18 protein-coding genes and 2 pseudogenes are annotated in these 24632 nt (G+C 41.2%); 2 read left to right on the top strand and 18 right to left on the bottom strand.

The features are described from left to right. Window positions 1-101: 101 nt before the first annotated feature. From BN8908_RS18885 to BN8908_RS04175, 5 genes and pseudogenes are all read right to left on the bottom strand, one after another. Window positions 102-536 (bottom strand): annotated as a pseudogene (locus BN8908_RS18885) (cysteine peptidase family C39 domain-containing protein). A 6-nt stretch (window positions 537-542) separates the two neighbouring features. Next, window positions 543-2930 carry an outer membrane beta-barrel protein gene (locus BN8908_RS04190; protein WP_068689310.1) on the bottom strand — a complete coding sequence of 796 codons (2388 nt, stop codon included), beginning with the start codon at window positions 2928-2930 and terminating at the stop codon, window positions 543-545. Between the two features lie 456 nt (window positions 2931-3386). Next, entirely contained in the window at window positions 3387-3632 is a 246-nt protein-coding gene (locus BN8908_RS04185; protein WP_021988633.1) for a hypothetical protein, read from the bottom strand. Window positions 3633-3795: 163 nt separating this feature from the next. After that, window positions 3796-5457 carry a tetratricopeptide repeat protein gene (locus BN8908_RS04180; protein WP_021988632.1) on the bottom strand — a complete coding sequence of 554 codons (1662 nt, stop codon included), beginning with the start codon at window positions 5455-5457 and terminating at the stop codon, window positions 3796-3798. 91 nt (window positions 5458-5548) lie between these two features. Continuing rightward, complete coding sequence (locus tag BN8908_RS04175) at window positions 5549-6217, bottom strand: hypothetical protein (protein WP_021988631.1); 669 nt, start codon at window positions 6215-6217, stop codon at window positions 5549-5551. Window positions 6218-6327: 110 nt separating this feature from the next. Here BN8908_RS04175 and BN8908_RS04170 point away from each other — a divergent pair. Together BN8908_RS04170 and BN8908_RS04165 are read left to right on the top strand one after the other, a co-directional pair. Continuing rightward, window positions 6328-6558 (top strand): annotated as a pseudogene (locus tag BN8908_RS04170) (peptidase domain-containing ABC transporter); the annotation flags it as partial. A gap of 11 nt (window positions 6559-6569) precedes the next feature. Then, the gene (locus BN8908_RS04165) at window positions 6570-7046 is read left to right on the top strand and encodes a beta-barrel domain-containing protein (protein WP_021988629.1); all 477 of its coding nucleotides are present in this window, start codon (window positions 6570-6572) and stop codon (window positions 7044-7046) included. Between the two features lie 91 nt (window positions 7047-7137). Here the strand turns inward: BN8908_RS04165 and BN8908_RS04160 are convergent, their stop codons facing one another. The 13 genes from BN8908_RS04160 to BN8908_RS04100 form a co-directional block, all read right to left on the bottom strand. Continuing rightward, window positions 7138-7872: a tetratricopeptide repeat protein gene (locus BN8908_RS04160; protein WP_021988628.1), complete on the bottom strand. Its 735-nt coding sequence runs from the start codon at window positions 7870-7872 to the stop codon at window positions 7138-7140. A gap of 107 nt (window positions 7873-7979) precedes the next feature. After that, window positions 7980-8438 carry a GAF domain-containing protein gene (locus BN8908_RS04155; protein WP_082989214.1) on the bottom strand — a complete coding sequence of 153 codons (459 nt, stop codon included), beginning with the start codon at window positions 8436-8438 and terminating at the stop codon, window positions 7980-7982. Window positions 8439-8448: 10 nt separating this feature from the next. Further along, window positions 8449-9903 (bottom strand): aminoacyl-histidine dipeptidase, encoded by a 1455-nt coding sequence (locus tag BN8908_RS04150; protein WP_021988626.1) that lies wholly within the window; start codon window positions 9901-9903, stop codon window positions 8449-8451. A 19-nt stretch (window positions 9904-9922) separates the two neighbouring features. Beyond that, complete coding sequence (locus BN8908_RS04145) at window positions 9923-10348, bottom strand: MarR family winged helix-turn-helix transcriptional regulator (RefSeq protein WP_021988625.1); 426 nt, start codon at window positions 10346-10348, stop codon at window positions 9923-9925. Window positions 10349-10633: 285 nt separating this feature from the next. Beyond that, window positions 10634-11623, bottom strand: coding sequence for an alpha/beta hydrolase (locus tag BN8908_RS04140; protein ID WP_068689303.1), 990 nt, complete (start codon window positions 11621-11623; stop codon window positions 10634-10636). After that, window positions 11620-13386, bottom strand: coding sequence for an aconitase family protein (locus BN8908_RS04135; RefSeq protein ID WP_068689301.1), 1767 nt, complete (start codon window positions 13384-13386; stop codon window positions 11620-11622). The genes BN8908_RS04140 and BN8908_RS04135 overlap by 4 nt, the downstream gene beginning before the upstream one ends. Before the next feature lie 5 nt (window positions 13387-13391). Continuing rightward, entirely contained in the window at window positions 13392-14033 is a 642-nt protein-coding gene (gene def / locus BN8908_RS04130) for a peptide deformylase (protein ID WP_021988622.1), read from the bottom strand. A gap of 13 nt (window positions 14034-14046) precedes the next feature. Beyond that, window positions 14047-14793, bottom strand: coding sequence for a copper homeostasis protein CutC (locus BN8908_RS04125; RefSeq protein ID WP_068689297.1), 747 nt, complete (start codon window positions 14791-14793; stop codon window positions 14047-14049). 37 nt (window positions 14794-14830) lie between these two features. Next, window positions 14831-17188 (bottom strand): family 20 glycosylhydrolase, encoded by a 2358-nt coding sequence (locus BN8908_RS04120; protein WP_235837405.1) that lies wholly within the window; start codon window positions 17186-17188, stop codon window positions 14831-14833. A 110-nt stretch (window positions 17189-17298) separates the two neighbouring features. Continuing rightward, window positions 17299-17979, bottom strand: a complete 681-nt coding sequence (gene lipB / locus BN8908_RS04115) for a lipoyl(octanoyl) transferase LipB (protein WP_021988619.1) — start codon at window positions 17977-17979, stop codon at window positions 17299-17301. Between the two features lie 160 nt (window positions 17980-18139). Beyond that, the gene (gene lipA, locus BN8908_RS04110; RefSeq protein WP_021988618.1) at window positions 18140-18991 is read right to left on the bottom strand and encodes a lipoyl synthase; all 852 of its coding nucleotides are present in this window, start codon (window positions 18989-18991) and stop codon (window positions 18140-18142) included. A 310-nt stretch (window positions 18992-19301) separates the two neighbouring features. Next, window positions 19302-19937: an endonuclease III gene (gene nth, locus BN8908_RS04105; RefSeq protein ID WP_021988617.1), complete on the bottom strand. Its 636-nt coding sequence runs from the start codon at window positions 19935-19937 to the stop codon at window positions 19302-19304. A 276-nt stretch (window positions 19938-20213) separates the two neighbouring features. After that, entirely contained in the window at window positions 20214-24608 is a 4395-nt protein-coding gene (locus BN8908_RS04100) for a hypothetical protein (protein WP_068689295.1), read from the bottom strand. Between the last annotated feature and the right edge of the window lie 24 nt (window positions 24609-24632).

The following is a 24632-nucleotide window of genomic DNA, read 5'->3' as shown; positions in this document are numbered from 1 at the left end:
CGGAAATACATTTTTCCGGGGGATTTTTATATCTATAGGACACTATAATTACTAAAATAATTTCGATAAATAGTTGTCATGATTACTAATCATTCGTCAAATTACAAAAAATAATTTGAGGGCTTCAAAAACATTGCAACTCCTTTTTCTTCATCATCATAACTAACACTTATCCAATGTCGTTTAATCCCTGATTCATTATACTTTATCAATCCTTCTTTGGGATCTGCCATATAATATCTCTTCCACCTAATTTTATAAAGTACAATAAAATGGTTCTGATTCCACTACAAGATACAAGGCAATGTGATTTTACTTAATTGGGCTATGGATGAATACCCAATAATCGTATGCATTCCGAGTCGTTCAGCTATATCTGAAATGCCAAGTAATGAAACGCCTTCATTGGCAGTATTACAGATTTCAGTCAGTGTATCCAACGAATAATTCTTACCATAATAAGGGCATACCATCGCTAAGCAAGCAATACCACACTGCATTGCATCATGTTGTTTTATGAAATGGAATCGAGACATAACCTACTACCTAATATCTTTAATCTCCTTGTAATTCTGGGAACCATTCTCTACAGTATTAACACTTACACTCTTGCCACCTGAGAGTCGCCATATAAGTGATAAACCTATATTCTGCACTGGTGTAGTATAATTATAAGTTATCTTGCTGCCATTGGTATATCGGTCATACTTGCGACGGTCTCCAAGAGCATTAAAGGTAAGGGTTAATTGCAATTTGTCTTTGTACATATTCTTATAAATCTGACCGCCTACATTATAAACCATATGATATGTTCTGTCGTATGTCTTGTAAGTTGGTTCAAACATGAGATTTAACATTCCACCCCAACCATGCTTAAAGCTGAAAGTATTATACATCACATAATATTGACGAAGTCTTGTCTCTCCATAATAGATACCACCTAATGTTAAATCTTCAGGATGTATTTCAAGACGACCTGATAATTTCATAGTCCACGGCTTTACGGGACTCCAATTAATTTCAGCTCCAACTCCATACATATTTTCAGCTCGTAGATTGACAGGTGTTGTATAAAACACATCTGATGCAGTCGGGCTCTGCATAGTCTCCCAATAAATGACATCTTTCGAGTGAGCATAAACTGCTGTTAGGTTCAAGATATTACGAAACAAAGATACACCAGCAATAACCATATCTGCTGTAGGCGATTTCAAATTAGGATTGCCAACTGTGTAGTTATATGGATCACTCCAACGGATTGTTGATGAAATTGCAGCATAGGGAATATCATCAAGGGTACGTTTGTAGTTAAGCATTAAAGCATGGTTGCCTTTCTTGTCAAGTGGCATCATCAACTGAACTATTGGGTTTATTCCCCACTGAATATCTGAAGACTTTGAATTATTGTCTAATGTTTCATACTGAATCTTATTCAATTGAACATTTAGCCCCGCACTATATCTTATCTTCCAAATCTGACCCATTGCCGAAACATATGCAAGTGGAATCAAACCACTTGTACGTGTTGCTATTTGACTTGTTTGGAAACGGTTTGAGTTTTCAATGGTATTAATCATTGGGGTATAATCTGATGATATATATTGCACTGAGACACCATATTTCCACACCAACTTCTGGCTGCGGGGATCTGTTAAATCCATTGAAAACTTGTACATATTCAATGAAGATTTATCTCCAGAAACACTATATGTATTGTCGCTATATAAATAATCGGATTTGCTATCTGATTGGCGGTTGAAATAATCTCCAATGATTTCAAGTGTTGTTCCACGTTTGCTTAGTATAGATGTATATTTCAATGTGGCTTCCTGATCAAGATAGCTATTTTTGCTATCAATTATAGACTGAATAGCATTTACATCTCTGCCAATAGTATTAGAGAATGTGTTGAGTTTATTTGTGGAGATATAATAACTACCTCCGATAGTATTCTTTTCATTAATCTGTTGTGTAAGACTCAAACGATTGTTTATTGTATGTCCTTTATAGCGAGTCTCTTCATCTATTTCAGTACGCAAATTGGAAGTTTGGTCCCAGATTATTTGCTCAGCAGTCTCCTCTGGTTGATTGAAATTCAATGACAAGTTATCGTAAATGCTTAAGTTTTTATGACGATAGTACATAATACCACCAAGATTTTCATTACTAAAACCGTACGAAGGATAGAAAGTTAATCCACCTGTCAATGCTCCGTAATATCCACCTTTAAGTGGTTGTTTCAAGGAGATTTCAACTGTACCGCCAGTCATTGCTGCATTCTGATTACTACCTGCCAAATACTTTACACTCACTTTGTCAATCATATCTGCTGGTAGATTTTTTAGTTCGTTAGCAGATGAGAGCTTTACTCCATCTATGTATATCTCACTTACAGGTAATCCATTAATTTTATAATTACCATCCTCATTAGTTACACCAGGAAGAAAAGCCAATGCATCTGAAGACTGTTTGCCTTTAACTATTCCTGATGACCGAAGATTGACAGTGTAGCCATTTGCATCGTGTTGAGTTCTCGAGGCAACAACACTGATTTCTTTAAGCATCATTACATCTTCTTTTAATATGATAGAACCAACATCTCCAGCCTTACAGATTTTATTGATAGTTTGATACCCAATATAAGATACAATCAATACATACTCTCTATTTGCCTTTGCTGGCAAAGCGAATAAACCTTCAGTATTCGTGGCGACTCCACCTACATATGATGAATCCTGAACACTTTGAAGAATAACACTAACATAAGGCAGTGGATTATTTTCCTCATCCACTACTTTTCCCGAAATGTTCTGAGCCATCAATTGGCCCATAGAACAAATACACAACGTAACTATTAATAAATAATGCTTCATAATAAAACTAATTTTTGATTGTTTTTCTGGTGCAAAATTATCGGAAGATAGTTTCATCCCAAAATATAAAGTTTCAGGTTTTTGCTTTTAAATATCTGATAATCAATAATAATTGAAAATATTTTGGAACAACATCTATTAAACTTTCAGGTTATTGTATATTGTTCTATTTTGATAGGAAGACAAGAGGTTTGAGCTTTTACAAAGATGAGCATATACTCATATATAGCAATAAAAAAGAGCAGAGCATTTCGAGGCTCTACTCATTCTAAAAAAGTCATCTATAATATTCAACCAACAGGTTATATACTATTTTATCTGTAGTATTGGCGATAGTTCGCCTATGAACAATTAATTGTTAGATTCCGAACATTCCTGAGTTAAACGAAGATACCTAACCCCATATCCACCACCAATGGTAAATTCCAACATGCGTTTTGTATTACCATTTTGATTGAAACTTCCCCAATCCCCACTTAGTGATGTTATTGGCATAGATGGGTCATTCTGTACCTAGCCATCTATTGTTACATCATTTACACAAATCCTATCGGCGTATTCCCCGATACCCGTAATGGAAAAGTTAATACCTTCACTTGGAATTTCTGCCGACAGTGTAAGTCGATCAACCTTAATAAACTCAATACCTTCTGTCGATAATTCAATAGGATAGAATTCTTGATCAGGGGTACATGATATTATTGGCAGCACTCCCATAGAACAAATACACAATGTAACGATTAACAAACAATGCTTCATAAAACTAATTTTTGATTGTTTTTATGGGGCAAAAATACCAATAGATAGTTTCATTCCCAAATATAAAGTTTCAGATTTTGATTTACAATAAACTGATAATCAATTATAATTGAAAATATTTTGGAACAACATCTATTAAACTTTCAGTTTATTGCATATTGTTCTATTCCAAACTTTTTAGCAATTTCCTGATATATATACCTAAGTTAGTTTCATGTTCATTAATTTCCAATTTTTTCCGAATCTCAATACTATTATTATAATGAGAACGCATCTTTATATAAGAACCGACCTCCTTTCCTTTGAGCCCTAATGCATACAAGCAACAATAATTTATCTCCCATTCCGTCAAATTTCTTTCTTCCAAATATTTAATAAAATTAGGATGGCTTCCAGAGAAAGCCAATCTAGTAGAAATCATAAAGGCATCTTTATTAGCTAACAATTCCTCTAATTCCATGTTGGCTTTACGGTCAATTTCATTGTTATTGGTGATATAAGCGGTAAAAAACTTATTAAGCAATTCCAAGCGTTGAGCGACTGACTTCTGCACATTTGTAGGCAAATCACAATTTTGTGACAGCAACTCTGTCAAATTATCACGTTCCTGCTCCATTTGCAAGTACAATAATTTGTATGTCTCCATTTCTTGTTCCACCAATCTCCTCTGAATTTTATTTTTCTTATAAATAGTACGAAATAATAATAAGACAACAAGCAAAAGTAAAATGGCAATATAAACAACCGTTTCCCTATTTGCTAAATGTTTTAAAAATATACCTGTGTTACTTACGATTGTTTCTACAATTTTGGTGTCTTGACTAATGATAGAAGAATAGATACCATTGATGGTGTGTTTATATTGCTCAATCTCATATAGAGCTTTATCATAATCACCTTTATTCTTATATAATTCCGATACAATAAGATGATATGTGGCCTTTTCTTCATTAGTAGCGGAATGTCCTTTATAATTAGAAATGGCGCTTTGCGCCTTATCAAAATCTTTTATTCGACAATACGTCTCAGCAATTAACAGCCAATTGTATCTTGACATAGGAACGTGTAGAAAGTATTCGTCAAGATATTCTTTAATCATGGCTGCATTATCGTAGTTTAAAATACATTTTAATTGTGCCACATAAAAGTCACTTTGTAGATCCGCATTGATTATAGGAAGCAATTCTTTACACCGTTCTATATATTTTTCCGCATTTATACTATCTTTTTTATGACCGAAGTATATAATAGAATTAATGAGACATCGTGCATAATCATTTGTCCTGTTTAACTCTCTGAATAGTTGGGCTGCTTTTTGATTGCAAACTATCGACCTATCCCACTCATGGATATAGCTGTAAATTTCACCTTGAGAATAATGTATGCGAGCTTTTGTCAGTATATCATCGGAATCTACACCTTTATATAAAGCATTACAATAGTACTGCATAGCAGCCAAAGTATCATTCTTTACTTGATGAATACGGCCTGCATAATAACGACCTCTCATCTTCTCCGTTGAAGAACTAGTCTTTTCTCCTTCAGTACTGTTAGTATAAAAATCAAGCGCAGGCTGAAAGATGTCAAAATTGACCTGTCTTTCTCCTGCTTCTTCCAAAGCCATTGTTAAATAAAGAGAATAGGCGGCTATTTCATGTTTATCTATCAAATCTTTTGTATTAATTTGATTTAAAACTGCCATAGCACTGTCTGGTTTTTCATAAATCAATGACTCCGCTAAAACAATTCTGTCCCAATACTCTGAGTGCCTATTACAGGATAATAAGGATACTGTAAAGAGAATAATAGATATATAATATTTCATTTTTAATTTCTGTTTTGCTATTTATTTGCAAAGTTACGGAAAAGCCGTGATAATTTGTTTTAGGTGCAAATTATTACCGCTTTTTATCAATTCAAAGTTTCATTCCTCTGTTCTGCTTTGGTGGCTGCATCGGGCGATGGATAGCCTGTCGGAGTTTCTCCCATTGCTCCATAAACCATTCTTTGATAGGTTTATGATTGATATGCAATTTCAGACGGTTGTCAGTATCTCGCACAATCTGAATAGGCGTATTGTTAAGTTCGAACTTTCTTCTGTGTTCGGGAGAGAATAAATTTCCGTTAAATTTGTGTTCCTTGTAATCAAGCAAGGTGCTAAAGTTCGATGAGTTTATGCCTATTTCTGAACATTCCTTTTCAATTTTAAGTAGGTCTGCCAAATCGGGAAACCATCTTCGGGCTTTCATATAAAGCAAGTTAAGGAAGTTGAGTTCCTCATTGTGCTTTGCTTCCTTTGCCTCAAGAACCTTGCGATGTTCATTCTCCTTGTTCATCATAGCCTGTCTGTGTTCATTCTGCATAGTTCCTATTTTGGCTTGCAACTGCTCTATTGTTTCTTCGTGGGTTGCTATCTCATCCCTTAAATCCTCGTTCTCCCTTTCCAAAGACTTCATCTTTCCGCTGCCGAAAAGAGAACCCACACTGCTTGCGAGTGCGGTTGCCGTATCGGTGGCTACGCTCTTGAGCTTGTCGGTACGGATTTCCGATTTGACCTGTTTTAGTTCTTGCTCTGCAAGATCCACCTGTTCATCATTATTTGGAAACAAGCTGAATCTTACAGCGTTATTTACTCACATCAACAATAATATATATTGGGAGACAATGCAAAGTCCGGCTGATCCGAATGTCTTTAAATGCGCTGGATGCAAAAAATGAGCGCAGCATTGTAAAGAAATTGAATGAGTTTTATAAAGGTCGCACCGTGATTGTAGTTGCCCATCGATTAAGTACAGTGAAAAATGCCGATCAAATCATCGTATTGGATGGAGGACATATAGTAGAAACAGGAAATCATACTACCCTTATTAAAAAACGAGGTACATATTATAGTCTTGTGAAAAATCAATTAGAGTTGGGAAATTAACATAAAATAGCATGAGTGAATTGGAAAAAATTGAACTTAGGAGTGAAAAAGTTCGCAATATTATAGGAAAGCTACCCAATAAAATTATTCGGTACGGAATGACCATCATGTCTATAATACTTATAGGATTATTTTTTGCAATTTATTATATACCATATCCTGAAAATCTAAAGGCTGATGCCACAGCGGTTAATTCAAATGAAATAAAAATTATGATTCCATATAATTACATTAATGTTATACATGTCGGTACAAATGTAGAAATTGAATTTGAAGGCTATCAGGCCAATCAATATGGTTACAAACATGGTATAATAAACTCCGTCTTTGAGGATATCGTTGACACTAACGGCATGAACTATTTTATTGCAACCATATCTACCTCTGAAAAGAATTACGCTATAAAAAAAGGTATGAAAGGAACTGCGTCGATCCTTATCTCAGATAAAACCATATTACAACATTTGTTGGGCAGCATAAATAACTAAAGTTTACTTATAAAAATACCCCAAAAGTTTTGGTTGACTTTTGGGGTACATTTTATGAAAATCTGCTCTTTTTATTTTATTCCCGAGTCTGTTATTTCATAGCATCTTTGATCTGTTTCGCCAAATCTTTTACATCCGTACTTTCGGGAGAAAGTTTGAGGGCCTGATTGACATAATCCAACGCTTTCTTGAAATTTCCTAAAGCTTTTTCTTTTTCTGATGCATATTTTTCTTTCTCTGTATTGGCAATCGGAGAAGCTTTCTGCAAAATAGCAGCACCGTTATTAAAATACAAAGAAGCCAAAGCCATAAATGCTTTTGATTTCAGGTCTACATTGGTAAGATTGGTAATTTTCACATAATCGGCAGCAGCAGCTTCCAGATTATTGTTTTTTTGAGCTTCCACTCCTTTTTTCAGATAATAAGAACCGTACATACTTTCCAATTTCACATTTCCCGGAACAGCTTTCAATCCCTCTTCCAATGTAGCCAGCATCTCGCCTTCTTTTTTCAGGTCCTCTTCAGCCTGAGCCTTACCCAAATAAGAATTGGCCACTTTATAATTCTTTTTTATGGCCATCTCAAAATATTTCTCGGCAGCAGCATAATTATTCATTTTGCTTGCAGCAACAGCCGCATTATAAATATAAGCCTTATCGCTAAAATTTACGATCTGCAGATACTTCTCGAAATTCGTAAAAGCCTCTGCATAATTTTTAGCCTTCCAGGCAGCGTTTCCTGCATTCTTTTCAGTAGCACCGGGATCCTGGGCAAAAGCTCCTAAAGCCATAAAACTCATCAAAAGTAACAATACTGTTTTTCTCATAATTTTTCTCTTTTGTATTTAACGAATTTGTATTTTTCCTTTGTGGCAACTAAGGTAATAATGTCAATAAAAAATTCAAAGCAGCATTAATTTTTTTTAACACAAAATTAATTACTATACAATAAAGACAGGATTTTACACAATCCCTGCTCATCCTCTTTATCGAAAGCATCCGGCCGGTCGCTGTCGACGTCCAGACACCCGAATACTTTACCTTCCCTGTCCCGTAACGGAATGACAATCTCGCTTTTCGAAGCCGAATTGCAGGCTATATGTCCCGGAAATTCTTCCACATTGGGAACAATAACTGTTTTCCCGGAACTCACGGCTGCCCAGCATACCCCCGTATGATGGCGCAATTTCTGACAGGCTACAGGTCCCTGATAAGAACGTACAAGCAATTCGTCATCCACCAATACATAAACACCGGTCCAGAAAAAAGTCTGCATTTTATGATGCAACACGGCTTCCATCGTCGCCAAACGGGCCCAGATATCTTCGGTCGTTACGATATATTGCTTGATCTGCTCGTATAGCCGATCGTATTTTTCCAATTTTTTCGACATGTCCTTACCCTCAATTTTCTCCGATATGTTCCAGAATATCGATCAAATGCCGCCACCACATCTCCACCGTTGCAATATTTACTTTCTCATCCGGAGAATGAACACCTCTCAATGTAGGACCGAACGAAATCATATCCATATCCGGATATTTTTCCAAAAACAAGCCACATTCCAAACCGGCATGAATGGAACGAACGATCGGTTCTTTTCCGAACAATTTCCGGTATGATGCGACGGCAATCTTCAACAAAGCCGAATCCGGATTGGGAGCCCAGCCCGGATACCCTTCTCCATGGGTTACTTTCGCATGGGCCAGACTGAATACAGAAGCAACCATATGGGCGATATTCATTTTTTCCGAATCGACATCACTTCGTTGAGAAGTTGTAATAAGCACGTTGTCATCCAGCATCTTTACAGACGCCAGATTCGTGGAAGTCTCCACCATTCCGGGCATACGGTAACTCATGCTGAAAACCCCGTGCGGACAGGCATACAAAGCATTCAACAACCGGGCAGTATAAATCGGGACCAACACCTGCTCCGGCAAATCCGTCGATTCCAGTTCCATCTTTAATCCGGGTTCGGTAAGCTTCCATACCGACTCCATCTCTGCCTGATACACATTGAAATCCACCCGTACCTGCTCTTTACACTTTTCGGAAAAGACAATGACCGCACTGGCTTCCCGGGCAATGGCATTTCTAAGGTTACCTCCCGAAAAATCAGCAATGCGAATACCGTATTTATGATTTAAATCCCATAAAAAGCGGTTCAATATCTTGATTGCATTCCCTCTCCCTTTATTGATATCATCCCCGGAATGTCCGCCCTGCAAACCTTTCACCGTTATTTTTACGGCAAATACACTTCCTATCGGAGCGTCCTTTTCCACCGGCATTTCGATAACGGTATCTATACCTCCGGCACACCCGATAAACAATTCCCCCTCATCCTCCGAATCCAGATTCAACAACATTCTTCCTTCAAAAAATCCCGGTTTTAAAGCAAAAGCGCCGGTTAAACCGGTCTCTTCATCCACGGTAAAAAGGCATTCCAACGGTCCGTGCTTTATGGTATCCGAAGCCAATATCGCCAACTGGGCAGCCATCCCGATCCCATCGTCCGCCCCCAAAGTCGTCCCTTTGGCTTTTACCCATTCCCCATCTATATAAGGCTGAATCGGATCTTTATCGAAATCGTGAACCGTATCCGCATTTTTCTCACACACCATATCCATATGCGCCTGCAATACAACGGTAGGCGTCTGTTCCATACCTGCCGAAGCCGGCTTTATAATCAACACATTTCCTGCTTCGTCTTTTTTAGCTTCCAATCCCTGCTCTTTCGCAAAATTCAGTAAATAGGCAGCGATCTTCTCTTCTTTTTTCGAAGGGCGTGGAATCTGGCATATCTCCTCAAAATAATGCCATAAATCTTTCGGTTGTAATTCTCCAAATTTCATAAGTAAGTAGTTATTAATCTTAATTCATCAAATCGGTCAATTTCCGTAAAACCCATACACAGGATTTTATTTCCTGCGGAGCAATTGTAAAAGTAAGGTCGGCATGCACCTGCTCTTCCACGCCAATCAAAGCCTTACGGGCTTCCTGTCCCTTCTCCGTTAACACCACAAAGTTATTCCGACGATCCTCCTGGCTCATCTTACGCTGTACAAAACCTCTTTTTGTCAAGGTATTCAGTAACTTGGTCACATTATACTTATCCTTCTGCAACCGTCTGGAAATCGTCTGCTGGTTGACATTGTCTTCTTCCCACAACACCTGAAGCAATTCAAACTGCTCCCGACTAAGATCATAACCTGCTTTCTGAAAAGCCCTGTTTAAAACTTTGGTATAGCCTCTTTCGGCCCTACTCAAATAGGATACCAATTCTCTGACGTCGTTCATTATCTATGTTGCATTTTATACTATACGCAAACATAACGATTTTTTTTAACACTTTTGTCTATTCAAAAGATTTTTTTCTCTTTTCTTTGCTTCCCGTCCCTATTATTCCCGGGTCTAAAAGACTTTCAGACTGGTTAATTCAAATTATCTGATCAAAAAAATTACACACTGGGACGGACTCATTTGTGTAATTTTTGATTTATGATTTTAAAAACCTCCTTTTTGGTTAAATCTACACCCCAATCGTAAATCAGAAATCTTAAATAATTTTTCTCTTTCCCCGTCTTACTTCAAAATCATCTCCCTGAAAAAAGTAAAAGTTTCCTCTTCAACTTCCCGGAAAGAACCGGAGGTTAGTTCACAGGCAATCACATGGGCGCCGGCATTGGGAAATGCAATTTTTACCTTCCTGTCTTCGGGGGTACCCAGGGCATCATACATCCACAAAGCCGCTTTCACGTCTATTGTCGGATCCTGGTGCTTTTTATCTTTATAATAATACCCTAAAAATACGGGCGCCTGCACTTTGGCAAATTCAGCTTCCGTCATACGGGCGTCCAGCAACTGTTGCAAGTAAACCGTTGCTTCCAGCCGGTAACTGCAATTCCAATACTGACATATTTTACTGTCGGGAGCATCCTCACTCTGTCTGTATTTTCCTCCATAAGCCAAGCGGGCGATTTGCAAGCCCCAGGGCCCCGACAAGAGAGGCGCAAACAGATTATTAATGCGTATATTCGGAGAATACAATATCAGTCCCTCCACTTTAGCCGGGAAATCGGCCGCCAACATCAAAGCCAAGGTACATCCGGTAGACGTCCCCATTATAACCACTTTATTTCCCAGATTGTGAGCTATTGCCAAAGCTTCGCGGGCAGAAGCATACAAACGTTCGGGAGTCATATTCAAAAGGGCATCGTCCCCCTGCAACCCGTGCTCCGCCAGACGGGGCAAATATGCATTTACATGAAATTCACGGACGAAATCGTGAGTCACAGGATAAGCTTCATACCGACTGGCGGAAAAACCATGTAAATACAAAAGGACATATTCTGTCTTTTTACCAACACCATCTCCCCATAAAACAAGGCTTTGATTGTCCGGTTTCACGGCATAGGCAGCCTCCTGTTCTTCGATATAATCTACAATACGATCGGCAGCAATTTCGATACGAGGAAAATCCGTATTTAAAACAGGTTCCGGAAAACGAGGCCCGGCTAACCAGACAACTACCAGCAGAAGTAAAATACTCCCGCCCCATATCAGCTTTTTCATAATCCCATGATTCCTTTTTTAGCTATCATCTCCAGAATGATCGGATTGTATTCCGGAAGACAGTATTCTTTTTCATTGACATTCACTTTTCCGTCGGATATATCCACAATTACAGCATCTCCGGAACGATATGCCTCTATGATTTCCGGAGCGACGATAATCAACAACCCGTGATTTAAAGCCATCCGGAAAAAATTACGATTAACGGATTTCACGATCACGGCTTTTACCCCGGCTTCCACTAAACCGATGGCGGCATGTTTGATCAATTTACCGCAGCCGAAATCTTCACCTGCCAGAATAATATCACCCGATTCCACCCGTGTTGCAAACGAAGCATCCAAGCCGGCGAGCAAATGCGGGACCATCGCACGCGAATCCTCGATCGAAATCCGGTAAGACTGCTTTTCTTCAAACAACTGACCGGAAGAAATATGATTCACATCCGTATAATTCCAAACATATCCCCGTCTGCGGTCGTCACATTCATCAATCCGTACCGCTACAACGGGAGTCGCCCAATAACCGTATACCTCTCCCGAATATTCTACCTCTGCACTTAGCTTTCCGGTCAATGCAGTCGCGGCAACTGTTGCAGGCGACGCAATGTATTTCTCCACACCGACTTCCGACATCCGCTGCATGGAATTACTATTGGTGGTCGTAATAAAACGTTTGGTATCGGCATTCAGCATATGACTGCTTCCCAGACAAGGTCCGCAACTGGCACCCAACACGGAAGCACCGGCCTTCGTTATTTTATCTACAAGTCCTTCCTCCCGGGCCTGTATATAAATATCATAGGAAGCCGGTATAACGGAAAGCTGAAAACCGGAAGCCAACCGTTTTCCCTCCAGAATACGGGCCACTACCCGCAAATCTTCAATACGTCCGTTAGAACATGCCCCGATCAAACCCTGCTGAATTTCCAGCATTTCCGCTTCGGCAACACTCTTCACATCATTCAACTGATGAGTAACCATAACCAGCGGCATCACCTGTCCTAAATCCAGTGTAAACTCTTTGTGATAAACGGCATTCTCATCCGCCCATACCCCTTGTACGGCATAATCCCCGAAATAATCCGCCAATCTGTCGTCAGGCGGAAACACAGAGGTCTTCAATCCTGCTTCTGCCGATATATTGGCAATTGTCATCCGGTCGGAAATCGACAATTCTTTCACACCTTCACCATGATATTCGACAAGGGTATAATCCACATCCTCATCCCTCAGCATGCCCAGAATATGCAAGGCTAAATCTTTGGCATACACCCCTTCCCTGAACTTACCGGATAACGTAATTTTTACCGTCTCAGGTACCCGGAACCACATCTTTCCGGTCTTCCACAAATAAGCCGTCTCGGTTTTATTCAATCCGACGGCAAAACAGTCTAACGCACCTGCCGTACAAGTATGGCTGTCGCTTCCGACAACAACAAGCCCCTGGTGCAGAAAACCGGCTAAAACCTGATGACAGATCCCTTTATCACAATCGAAAAAATGCTCTACACACTGTTCTTCCATAAAATCATGGATGGAATTGTAATCCTGGATCATATTGTTTACCGTCCCGGTCATCTTACGGTCGAGAACAACCACCAAACGGTCCGGATGCAATACATTTTCTCCTCCCATCTTCTGAAACAGTTTCCGTACCCGGGCGGAATTATCGTGACTGAGTACGATATCAGGCTCGATATATACAATGCTTCCTGCGGGAGCATTCAATATTTTTTCAGCAAAAGTACTTCTTCTCGTCATACACACTACTTTTTAACAGCTTTATCCGTAAACAAAATCCCTTTCAGATGATCTATTTCATGCTGGAAAACAACTGCGGTAAAACCCTTCACCGTATCCCGGCACACATTATGATTCACCTCATCAATATAACTGACAACAATTCGTTCGGAGCGCATCACGCTATCCCGGGCTCCGGGTAGCGACAGACAACCTTCAGGACCACATTGTTTCTCTTCCGAATACTGTATTATTTCCGGATTGATATAAAACTCAAAAGGTTCTCCCGCCTTATCAAACCGCTGCACAGCGATCAATTGTCTCGACACACCGACTTGCGGTGCTGCAATGCCAACCCCGGTATTAGCCGTATCCCTCACTGTCGCCAGCATACCTGCTTTCAACAGCCTGTATTCCTCTGTCTGCAACATTTCCGGAGTCAAAGCCAAAGCCCGGCTTCTAAGCAACAAAGAATCCTCCCCGTTATCTACCGTATACAACCGCATCATCTTTCCTTCCCGGGACCAGATGATCTGCTTTTCTCCAGGCGTAAAACCTTCCCGGCAACATCCGCCTGCTCCAATCAGATATACCATACTCCCGATAATCCATATATAGCGGGATATACGGGGAAAAACACAACTTGTTGTGTCCGGTTTTCTTTTCATTCGGTATCTTATATCAAAAATTTTGCAATATACTTTTTACATTCCGGATTTTTTCCACATCGCTATAGGCAATATTGTATTCCGGTATTCCCGGTACGCCACCCATAAAAACAGCCGGATTCCGGAACGACATTTTACTGTCCCTGCTGCTTTTACCGCTCATATGCAATGCATTGACTCCCAAAGCAGCAATCGTAGCCGCATTAGCGGCACAAACACCGCTGCCGGCCATAATGTGAATACGCCCCTCCGCCGACTTTACAATCTCCCTGAGGGTATCGTATCCTTCCATAACCGTATTCCGGAGTCCCGATGTCAGTATCCGGTAACAACCGGCTTCAATAACAGCCTCCAACGCCTCTTTATAATCGTCCGTCATATCGAAAGCCCGATGAAAAGTCACCTGCATAGGCAAAGCCAGCCTCACCAATTCTGCCGTACGCACTTTATCAACCTTCCCGGCCCGGTCCAATATCCCCAACACAACGCCATCCGCTCCCGTCTCTTTGGCAAAGAGAATATCCTCCCGCATCTGCCTGTACTCCAAATCAGAATATAGAAAATCTCCTCCCCGGGGACGGATCATGACAAACAACTGCATATTCCCGGTAATTTCACGGGCCATCCGAATCGTTGCAGCAGAAGGCGTTGTTCCTCCGTCATACATTCCGGCACACAGTTCCACCCGGTCTGCACCGCCCTCTTTGGCTGCCAGACAAGATTCCAGGGAATATGCACATATTTCCAATTCTGTTTTCATAGATCATAAACTCAATATGAGGATTCCGTTTTATCTCTCAATTTTTGACCGCAGCATTCCGGTCTGTCACTTTCAGACTCCTGATCTTCCCGGTAAATCCGTCCTCTGTATCCCCGATTTGTTCCAACGGGAAGACAAGAGTTTGTTGGATATACATTGTACTTTCACGGCCGTTCTTATCTTTTACAACCCGCTTTTTCCCCTCCAAACGCTGTTCCTGCTTCCCATCAACATACAATGTAGTACCTTTAGCATCCCCTTCTATCTTTATCTTCTGCCATTCGGCGGGTTTCAGCTGATAATCGAAAGTATAAAAATAACCGTCACGCCGGAACCCCAATTGTCCGCCGGCAGTATATACGACAACCGCATCGGGGGAACGGAACAGGACAGACTCCGTTAAATTTCCACTGGCAGGCGCAATCTCAAACTCAACCGCATAGTCATATCCGATTTCCTTTACCGGAGTACAAACCATTGTTTTACCGTTCAGCTTTAATCCTTCTGAATTTACAGCCTTTACGGGAATCATGCAATCATACCCATTCCCGGATAAATCTTTACCTTCCGTCGTTGCAAAACGATATTCCAAAACTGTAGCCCCGGCAGATTTTACCTTACCCATCAAATTTACTCCCGGTGCCTCACTCAAATTTCCCGCTAAAGCGGCAAAAGCTTCATACGGAACTTCTGTACGTCCGGCCCACATTTTCTGTGCCAACACCTGCATCGCGGGAAAAGTCCGGTGATGCACATCTTTTTCGGAAATGCCGTTTCCGCAATGGTCGTTCCACACGGCAAACGTTCCGCCCAGAATTTGCGGGTGACCGGCAGGAAACAACTGATTCCCGATTTGTATGGGTTCCCATTTATCATACACCACACCTAAATTGAGGTAATCATGATAATATCCCGCAGCAGGCACGATATACAACCACCCGTCGGGCGTACTGATCAGCTCATATCCCTCTTTTATCATCTCCTTCGGATCGGCATAACCGTTGTACCAGACATTCATAATTACGTTTTCAGAAGTAACGGGAGTTTTGCCCTGCGCATGTGTCAATGCCCCCCAAAGCCGGGCCCGTTTGCCGAACCCCTGCACATATTTCAGATAATGGTCGGTAAATTTCCGGAAACCCTCCGCCTCTTCTTTAGCATATTCATCCGTACCGATATGTACTTCGGGACCGACAAACACCGGTTCGCTACCCCCGAGATATTCCCTGAACAAACTGTCCAGAAAGGGATATATTTCCGGATTCGACAAATCCAAATGATCCATACCGTATTTCCGGCTCCCCAACGATTTCCGGTAATGTGAAAATGCCAGTGAATGAGCAGGAACATCAATTTCCGGCACTACATTCACGCCATAATCCATTCCCTGTAATTGCAAATCCGTAAACTGACGTTTTGTATAAAAACCATCCTTAGCTGTCAGACCGGGAAACGTTTCACACTCCAGACGGAAAGCCGCATAAGTTTTGTCCCAATCGTTATCGAAAAATTGTATAAACCCATTATCGTTCAAATGCACATGAAATTCATTCATCTTGTAATAGGCCATAATTCTGACATAAGCCTGCAAAAATTCCAGCCGGAAAAATTTACGGGCCACATCCAGCATAAATCCCCGGCGCGCATACTTCGGATAATCCCGGATTTTCCCGACGGGCAAACTCAAACGGCCATGTTCAGCAAGTTGTAACAAAGTACGTGTTCCCCAAAATACACCTTTAGCAGCAACTCCTTCTATATCCACCCGCTTTCCTATCGTCATGCGGTATCCCTCTTCCCCCAGACTACGATCGTCTGTTTTCAATGTAAGGTAGATATCTCCTTCACCGGGATTTCCCGTTTTCACCTCGTATTTAAGTCCGCATAAAGTATTCATATCTTCAACCAGTATCTCCGCCGTTTTTTGTAATTCGCGGACATAGGCCGGATCAATAACGATAGTTTTCCCTTTTTCCAACAGGAAAACACCTTTTCCTCCACACCATTCCCGTATGGATGGTATCACTTCCGGACAAGCATTGGCATCAGCCAAAGGCGTACACTCTCCCGGAACAAGGGCGTCCAGATGAGTCACTTCCAGTGTCTCTCCCGTACTCTGATCGGTAAGCGTAAAATAAAACCGTACATAAGCATCTGTCAAAGGCTTCCCGATATGTCCCTGGGCATCCACTACCGGCAAACGGTCCGTTCCTTTCAATTCCAAAACATACCCCTCCGGTACCGCCGGGAAAACCACCTGTTTATCACCGGCCTGAATACCGGGCATTTTCAATCCGTCGGCAATCCGCTGTATATTACTTACTGTCAAAGTATCAACAGCAAACACATTCATTATATACAATACACAAATCGCTAAAAATATTCCTTTCTTCATACAATTGTTTTAAAATGCCCTATAAAAGCCGACAATTCATGTTTTACAAATTTTTATAGAGCAGATTGCAAAATATAATATCCGTCAACGGATTTATCGATTCAATACACTCATATGATCTCCATGCCCATCACCTCCCGGAAACAGCGGAGAACAACCTGTTTTACCTCTTCCATGCTTACTTTATGCCCTAACTCTTTTTCCAGCGAAGTGACCCCTTTGTCGATAAAACCACAGGGATGAATATAATTAAAATAACTCAAATCCGTATTCACATTCAAAGCAAAACCGTGCATGGTAATATAACGGGAACATTTCACCCCGATCGCACAAATTTTCCGTTCCCTGCTGCTACCGGCCTCTAACCATACACCTGTAGCACCTTCCACCCGGCAACCTTCTATCCCATACTCCCGGATACTCCGTATCACCACTTCCTCCAGCTCATGAACGTATTCCTTTACTCCCCAGCCGAAATTTTCCAGGTCGATAACCGGATAGGCCACCAATTGCCCCGGACCGTGAAAAGTAATATCTCCTCCCCGGTCGACTTTTATAAACTCGGCATGCCTGGCCCGAAGTTGTATGGTATCGATCAGCATATTACCCTCTTTTCCGCTTTTACCCAAGGTATATACAGGCAAATGTTCCACAAAGAAAAGGTAATTGGAAGTTACTTTTCCTTGCAGCTTCCGTTCCCTCGTTTCCTCCAGCACCTTCTCCTGCATTTCCCACACTTCCCGGTAACGCCTCGATCCTAAATCCTCATATATCGTATGTCTCTTTTCCATATTGAACTGATAAATTCAAACCTACCGTTTTTCATTCAAAAATGACATTATGAATCATCAAGCGAAAATTCAAACGCCTGATGCCTGTCCTTTGTCCGCATGCAGGACCATCGTTCTCACCAGCTTCTCTTCCGCGATTCTTACAAATCACCTTTCTGACTTATCTGACATGTTTCTCTGCATGATAGCTGGAACGCACCAATGGTCCGCTTTCGACATGTGTAAACCCTTTTTCCAAACCGATACGACGATATTCATCAAACACTTCAGGGGTAACATATTCCTTCACTTCCACATTAGATGCCGTCGGCTGCAAATATTGCCCGATGGTCATGACACGGCAACCGACACTTCTCAAATCATCCATCGTCTGCAAAATCTCTGCTCTTGTCTCACCTAATCCCAGCATAATTCCGGATTTCGAAACAACACCCGATTCCGATACCTGCCGTACAACCTCCAGCGACATATCATAGGTAGCCCGGCTACGAATAGCATTCGTCAAACGCCGTACAGTTTCCAGATTATGCGAAATAACTTCCGGACGGGCAGCAATAACTCGGCCGATTAACTCTTTCCTACCCTGAAAATCAGGTATCAACACTTCCATCGTAACCTCCGGATTCTCTTTTTTTACCGCTTCTATCACTTTCACCCAATGAGCAGCCCCCAAATCATCCAGATCATCCCGGTCAACCGAAGTAATCACTGCATGTTTCAGTTTCAGTAACTTTACTGAATTCGCAATATTATAAGGCTCTGAGGGATCCAGAGGAGCCGGTTTTCCAGTTTTCACATTACAAAACTTACATCCGCGGGTACAGACATCCCCGCAGATCATAAATGTCGCCGTACCGCATCCCCAGCACTCTCCCTGATTAGGACACATTCCACTCGTACATATCGTATGTAAATGATGCTCCCGAACAATATTCAGTACATCTACCGAAAGCTGTCCCTTCGGTAATTTAATTTTTAACCATTCCGGCTTTCGCCTGCTATTACATGCCATATTATCTGTTTTATATTCTCCACTTTCCAAATTACAATATCTTACAAAAATAGAAAAAAGAATTTGTGAAATCTGAAAATTTAAAGATTAGCTGATGAACTATTTATTTTTATAATACAACGACACTGAAAACAAGCCTCGTATACAAAAAAACGGTACATCCGTTAAGATGTACCGTCTAACTAACCCCATAAACAACAATAATTATTCCCGTAATTATTACTCAGTTGCTATATGAAAAAAACTTTTAGTTGTTTGTAACTAAGATGCACAATTACGGGAATGGTTGCGTTCCGGTATAAAAAAAAATTTATTTTTTTTCAAAATAGCGGCAATAAGCCTTGATACCACACTCTTCACACTTGGGTTTCCGGGCCGTACAGGTATAACGCCCGTGCAATATCAGCCAATGGTGGGCCGTAGAAAGAATATCGGGAGAAATATTTTTAACCAGTTGTTTCTCGGTTTCCAAAGGAGTCTTAGCACCAGTTACCAAACCGATACGGTCTGCCACCCGAAATACATGAGTATCTACAGGCATAGCAGGACGATGAAAAGCCACCGCTTCGACCACATTAGCCGTTTTACGCCCCACTCCCGGTAAGGTCTGAAGCAACTCCATATCATCCGGTACGACACCGTTAAAATCCTCTACCAGCTTCTTCGACATAGCGGAAAGATGCTTGGATTTATTGTTGGGATATGAAATCGACTTTATCAGATCATAGATTTCTTCTACCGTTCCCTCTGCCATAGCAAAAACATCCGGGAAACGCGCAAATAAGGCAGGCGTAGTCATATTTACCCGCTTATCGGTGCATTGGGCAGACAATATCACGGCCACCAAAAGTTCAAAAGGAGTCTGATATTGCAATTCACTTTCCGCCACCGGCATATGCTCACTAAACCAGGCTATAAAACCTTTATATCTTTCTTTCGTTGTCATTTTCTTTTGTATTAAAATTATTAAACACGTTACCTCACCATTTACAATCAAACCTGCACACCCAATCGTAAATCAGAAATGGAAAGAATTTCTCCGTTTACCTCTCCTCCACCCTTGTATTTCAAATTTAAAATCGTAAATCATAAATCAAAGATCGTAAATCATAAATAACCAATATCTCCCCTTCCTAAAAACACAAATTCAGGAAACACCGCACCGATTATAAATCTAAAATCGTAAATCATAAATCGTAAATCAAAGATCGTAAATCGTAAATCATAAATCCCCTTCTCCTATCCTTTTCAAAAACCGCTCTTTCTTCGAGTCCGGACAAAGTGTAATCGTATACAACAACTGCTTGTCTTTATCCCGGATATCCTTCTTATCAGCCTTTTCATTCTTAATGATCTCATTATATTCGGCACTGGAAGATAAGGCATACAAAGACTTATCGGAATATTCGAAATAATACCACATATTGTCATCGTAAAGATACATATAAATCTCATTTCCTGTTCTCCGCCGTATCAATTCCATCTTTATTTTCATCTCTTTTCCGACCGGTTTCTTCATAAACGACAACACCATAACTTTTCCGTTCGCTACATAACTTCTTTTCCTGGCATCCCAACTCAAAGACAACGAATCAAGGACAAACGTCTGATTCAGTGAATCCGGAATATTGTTACCGCTTCTATCCAATTGCTTATTCAACAACGCCATTTCTTTACGCCCGAATACAGCCGTCAGTTTGGAACGCAAAGCCGGCGATATCTGTATCCCCTTCAACTTTTTATCAGTCAAATCCCGTTGCAGCACGGCCTCCATCTTTCCCAACATCGGGAAATTAATGATATACAAAGCATTGTCTATATTCAATTGTTCTTCTCTCAGATTATACCGAATCTGTCCGGCAGTATTCTGATAGATTCCCGGAGCTTCCAAAGCTATATTCAAACGGCCGAAAGCCGATACGGTAGCCGTGGCGGGATCGTAGCACATCCGGTAATCTTTACCGATAAAGGTATCCCGGATAATGTATTTCTTGTCGTGCTTAGACCACACCATCTCCCCTTGTCCTCCGATAATTAATTCGTCATTATAAAAAATCCGGTTACTCTGGAAAGCGGCATAAGGTTTGACAACCTTATCGACATTCAGGAAGATTCCGTTGTAAATCCGCGCATCCTTATCGTTACGGTTCTCCACCTGTACAGGTATACGGATATCATTGGCCGCAAAATAAGTTTTCACCTTCAGCCAATTGTGTTTCAAAAATGAATCATCGGTAATCAAACCGACATAACCGTTGAAAAATAAATGCTTTTCCCTGGAAAACATCGTGATATTGCCTTTATAAACAATACCTTCATTCAGATCAAAAAAAGCATTGTCAGGAATATTTACTTTCGCATAAATAAAACCGGACGTATCTGCCTTAATCTCCGTAAAGCGGATTACATTCCGTTTCCGGTCCTGATTGATATAATCGAAATCACCGCTACCGTCAAAAGTATACCTGCCCTTTAACTTTAAATCCACATTCGTCAAGGTTTTCGTCCGGTCGGTCAATTCACACAAAAACCGTCCTTGCTTGAATTCCTGAATATCCCCCAAACTACCGATAAATATTTTTCCTTCATCGGGGAAAAAACGGCCGTTGGCCAAATCGATATGATTGACCCAGAAACATTGTATTTCACCGGTTGCCAGATTATATTTTGCAAGCGGAGCAATAAAAGTAAGCGAATCACAAGCCTTGTCTGTCGAAACGAATATATTCTTCCCCTGGTCGGGTATCCGTTTCTCATCGTCGATCTGCCAGATCCGGTGCAACTCTTTCTCATCCTCAATACCGATATTCAAATAAGCCTCATCCATATACCACACAAAACTCCTGAAAGAACATTCGTATTTGTTGGACGGGAAATCGGCCTTATTGGCATCCTCATTATTCATAAACTTACCCTTATTCAATGCCAGATCGATATTGGCCTTTACATTGGCTGTATTCAACTGTATGTTCTTATTGCCCAGCGAGCTCAACTGCAAATCGGTATGTTCGGAAAGGATATTATGATCCTGTAAATGAAATAGCGTTGAAGAAAGACTGGCATCTTTCATCTCAATCGTTCCGGAAGCATTCATCCGGTCTTGATACACAAAAAGCGTTCCGGCATGTTTAATCCGGTCATTATACACACTGAAAGGTAAGGTTGTCGACGTCGCCATCAGATTCTTATCTTTTCGAAGGTATTTAATCTGTACCTCTTTCCCCACAGCCCCCGGACGCCGGTCTGCGACAGAATCTACTGTAATCTGCTTCGTCGCTGTCATCATCGAATCCGGAGTCATCAATATATCGGAAGATTTAAAATCAGTACCGTTCATGGTAACAGCTCCATCTGCCCGGAATCCGTTCTGACTCATCGTAATGCGGCTTTTCAGATTTCCTTCTCCGTACAGCTTCAATCCGTTTCCCGGTGTCTCGTATTCCATTCCCAAAGCATTCCCCTTCATCAACACCAATGTATCGTTGATATCCGGTACGATATGAGACACCATCGTACCGCTGAAAGCATAACGGAACTTACCGGCATCATTGATATTTTTCAATGTATAAGGGCGGATCACAAAATAAAAACTATCCTGCTTATAAACTCCGTTTTGTATCTCCGGATCGTCGAAATACACATAAGAATCTTTCGTCGAGTTGAAAACCGGGAAATCGGGATTTTCTTTCCTTCCGGATTTGTTATCCGGTTTGTCGATGACGATATCGCCGGTTACATCCCGTATCAACGAGTTGATCCTTTCCCCTCTTTTTCTCGTCATGCGGTCCGTAAGATACATGCCGGTAGAATCGACATGTGTCAAATCCACCGTATAACGGTCGTATGAAAAGAAAAGATTCGTCCCGTACATATCGAACATTCCGGCTTTCAGCTTACCGCTGAATTCCATATCGCGGTTCTTCATCATCACGACCGTTTTATCCGAAGGTTCCACATAGATATCTTTGGTCTCACTGATCGTAAATTTCTCCACACCGTAAATCTTCAGATTATAATTCCTTAAATCGAGTACGGCATTGATACGTCCGTTCTTCGGATGCGAATCAAAACGGATATTATCGTAATCCCGTTTCCCGACACGGGCCTCCGTATAAGCAAACAAACGGGGCTTTAGCGTCACTTCGTCCTTCTTTTCATTATAGTCCAGAAAATCCCGGTACGACAAAGAAATCAACTCCTTGCGCAACTGGTCTTCCGGTTTTTTCATAATCCCGGCATATTCTCGTATCGAAAATGTATTGGTTTCCAACTCGATTGCCGCTTTATGCAGACCGTTTAGAGGATGCACTTCATCCAGCCCCTGCAGGTTATCGTAAATACGATCATTGAAAAAATTCAGGGATTCGACCTGTGCCTTGAAAAGTCCGGAGCGGCTGTTCATACTCATTTCCATATAACTGCTGTCTATCGGCCATATGATCTGCTCTACACTGAACAATATTTTATGAAAATCGTCCCTGAACGGCACATGAAGACTTTGTTCCGTAAGCCGCTTGACCGTTACCGTACGATTCTTATCCATATAGACAAAATTGACATTCGGATGAAACAACTGTCCGGAATCCATATCCAGAACGATCCGTGAAGTCGCAGCCAGCACACGGCTCGTATCGATCGTAAAACGTTCCGAATAAACATACATATTCAAGGTATCGTTAGGCTGGATATGTACATAAGCCGGATTCTCTCCCGGTCCATACCCGGAAAACTTTTCCCCGGCATAAATAATCCCTCCCCGGTAACTGGCATACGGGAATAAAGAATCGATCACAATATCGGTTGCATACGACATAAAATAAGGATATTCCGCTTTTTTATTCCGGGCATATTTGGAGGCATTATCCTTTAATTTTCCCAAAATCGGCCGGCCATATTTGGCTTCGCAATGAAAAAGCACCGAATCCGCAGCATATTCGGACATATTCAAATCGATCGTGTACCTGGCCAGATCGGCCTTCAAAGAATCCACATCCGACCAATATACGCATCCGCCCCGGCCGCCCCATTTATTACTCTCCAAAAAATAAACCCCTTCTGTAGAAACGATACATATCGAATCTTTAGCCGTCTTACAGACAACCTCCGCCTCTGTATAGTCTATCCGTAGAGGAGTACCCCAAACCCAGCGGGCCTGTCCTTTGATATACCATCTGTGGGATGTCCCGGCAAACAGAAGATCGTCACACGCCAGCTTGCGGGTCGACTCCAGATATCTTTTTACCACGGTCCGTTTTTTATCCGGAGCGTTCAGAGCCTTCTTTATACCGGTCAGCCACACGTCTAAATTTTCCTTTTCCTGTTTTTTGCAAAATGCATTCACACACTCCGCAAAATCCCGGAGTTCAGCAACCGGAGACAAACGCAGTGCCTGCATATCCTGAAAGATAACACGGATACTGTCCTTCTCGTTTTCAGGCAAAAAAGAAGAAGTCCACGTCGCGATACAATCATCGATCAAAACTTTCTTTTCTCCGGAACGGACATCCTTAAATATTGTTTCCAACGACTGGGTTAAAGTCTTGGTATCCTGGGAAAAAACAGAAGAGCAGATACAGCAGCACCAAAGCAAGGAAAGGCAATATAAAGCGACACGCATACAAATTCTTTGTTTTAATTATTT

This window comes from Culturomica massiliensis (genome assembly GCF_900091655.1).
GTDB classification, from domain to species: Bacteria; Bacteroidota; Bacteroidia; order Bacteroidales; family Marinifilaceae; genus Culturomica; species Culturomica massiliensis.
This window is presented reverse-complemented; position numbering and strand designations above follow the sequence as displayed.

Excerpts from the sequence above, each read along its gene's own strand:
- BN8908_RS04190 (WP_068689310.1), bottom strand. The coding sequence starts at position 2,930 with ATGAAACTATCTTCCGATAATTTTGCACCAGAAAAACAATCAAAAATT.
- BN8908_RS04185 (WP_021988633.1), bottom strand. The coding sequence starts at position 3,632 with ATGAAGCATTGTTTGTTAATCGTTACATTGTGTATTTGTTCTATGGGA.
- BN8908_RS04180 (WP_021988632.1), bottom strand. The coding sequence starts at position 5,457 with ATGAAATATTATATATCTATTATTCTCTTTACAGTATCCTTATTATCC.
- BN8908_RS04165 (WP_021988629.1), top strand. The coding sequence starts at position 6,570 with ATGAGTGAATTGGAAAAAATTGAACTTAGGAGTGAAAAAGTTCGCAAT.
- BN8908_RS04160 (WP_021988628.1), bottom strand. The coding sequence starts at position 7,872 with ATGAGAAAAACAGTATTGTTACTTTTGATGAGTTTTATGGCTTTAGGA.
- BN8908_RS04155 (WP_082989214.1), bottom strand. The coding sequence starts at position 8,438 with ATGTCGAAAAAATTGGAAAAATACGATCGGCTATACGAGCAGATCAAG.
- BN8908_RS04150 (WP_021988626.1), bottom strand. The coding sequence starts at position 9,903 with ATGAAATTTGGAGAATTACAACCGAAAGATTTATGGCATTATTTTGAG.
- BN8908_RS04145 (WP_021988625.1), bottom strand. The coding sequence starts at position 10,348 with ATGAACGACGTCAGAGAATTGGTATCCTATTTGAGTAGGGCCGAAAGA.
- BN8908_RS04140 (WP_068689303.1), bottom strand. The coding sequence starts at position 11,623 with ATGAAAAAGCTGATATGGGGCGGGAGTATTTTACTTCTGCTGGTAGTT.
- BN8908_RS04135 (WP_068689301.1), bottom strand. The coding sequence starts at position 13,386 with ATGACGAGAAGAAGTACTTTTGCTGAAAAAATATTGAATGCTCCCGCA.
- def (WP_021988622.1), bottom strand. The coding sequence starts at position 14,033 with ATGAAAAGAAAACCGGACACAACAAGTTGTGTTTTTCCCCGTATATCC.
- BN8908_RS04125 (WP_068689297.1), bottom strand. The coding sequence starts at position 14,793 with ATGAAAACAGAATTGGAAATATGTGCATATTCCCTGGAATCTTGTCTG.
- BN8908_RS04120 (WP_235837405.1), bottom strand. The coding sequence starts at position 17,188 with ATGAAGAAAGGAATATTTTTAGCGATTTGTGTATTGTATATAATGAAT.
- lipB (WP_021988619.1), bottom strand. The coding sequence starts at position 17,979 with ATGGAAAAGAGACATACGATATATGAGGATTTAGGATCGAGGCGTTAC.
- lipA (WP_021988618.1), bottom strand. The coding sequence starts at position 18,991 with ATGGCATGTAATAGCAGGCGAAAGCCGGAATGGTTAAAAATTAAATTA.
- nth (WP_021988617.1), bottom strand. The coding sequence starts at position 19,937 with ATGACAACGAAAGAAAGATATAAAGGTTTTATAGCCTGGTTTAGTGAG.
- BN8908_RS04100 (WP_068689295.1), bottom strand. The coding sequence starts at position 24,608 with ATGCGTGTCGCTTTATATTGCCTTTCCTTGCTTTGGTGCTGCTGTATC.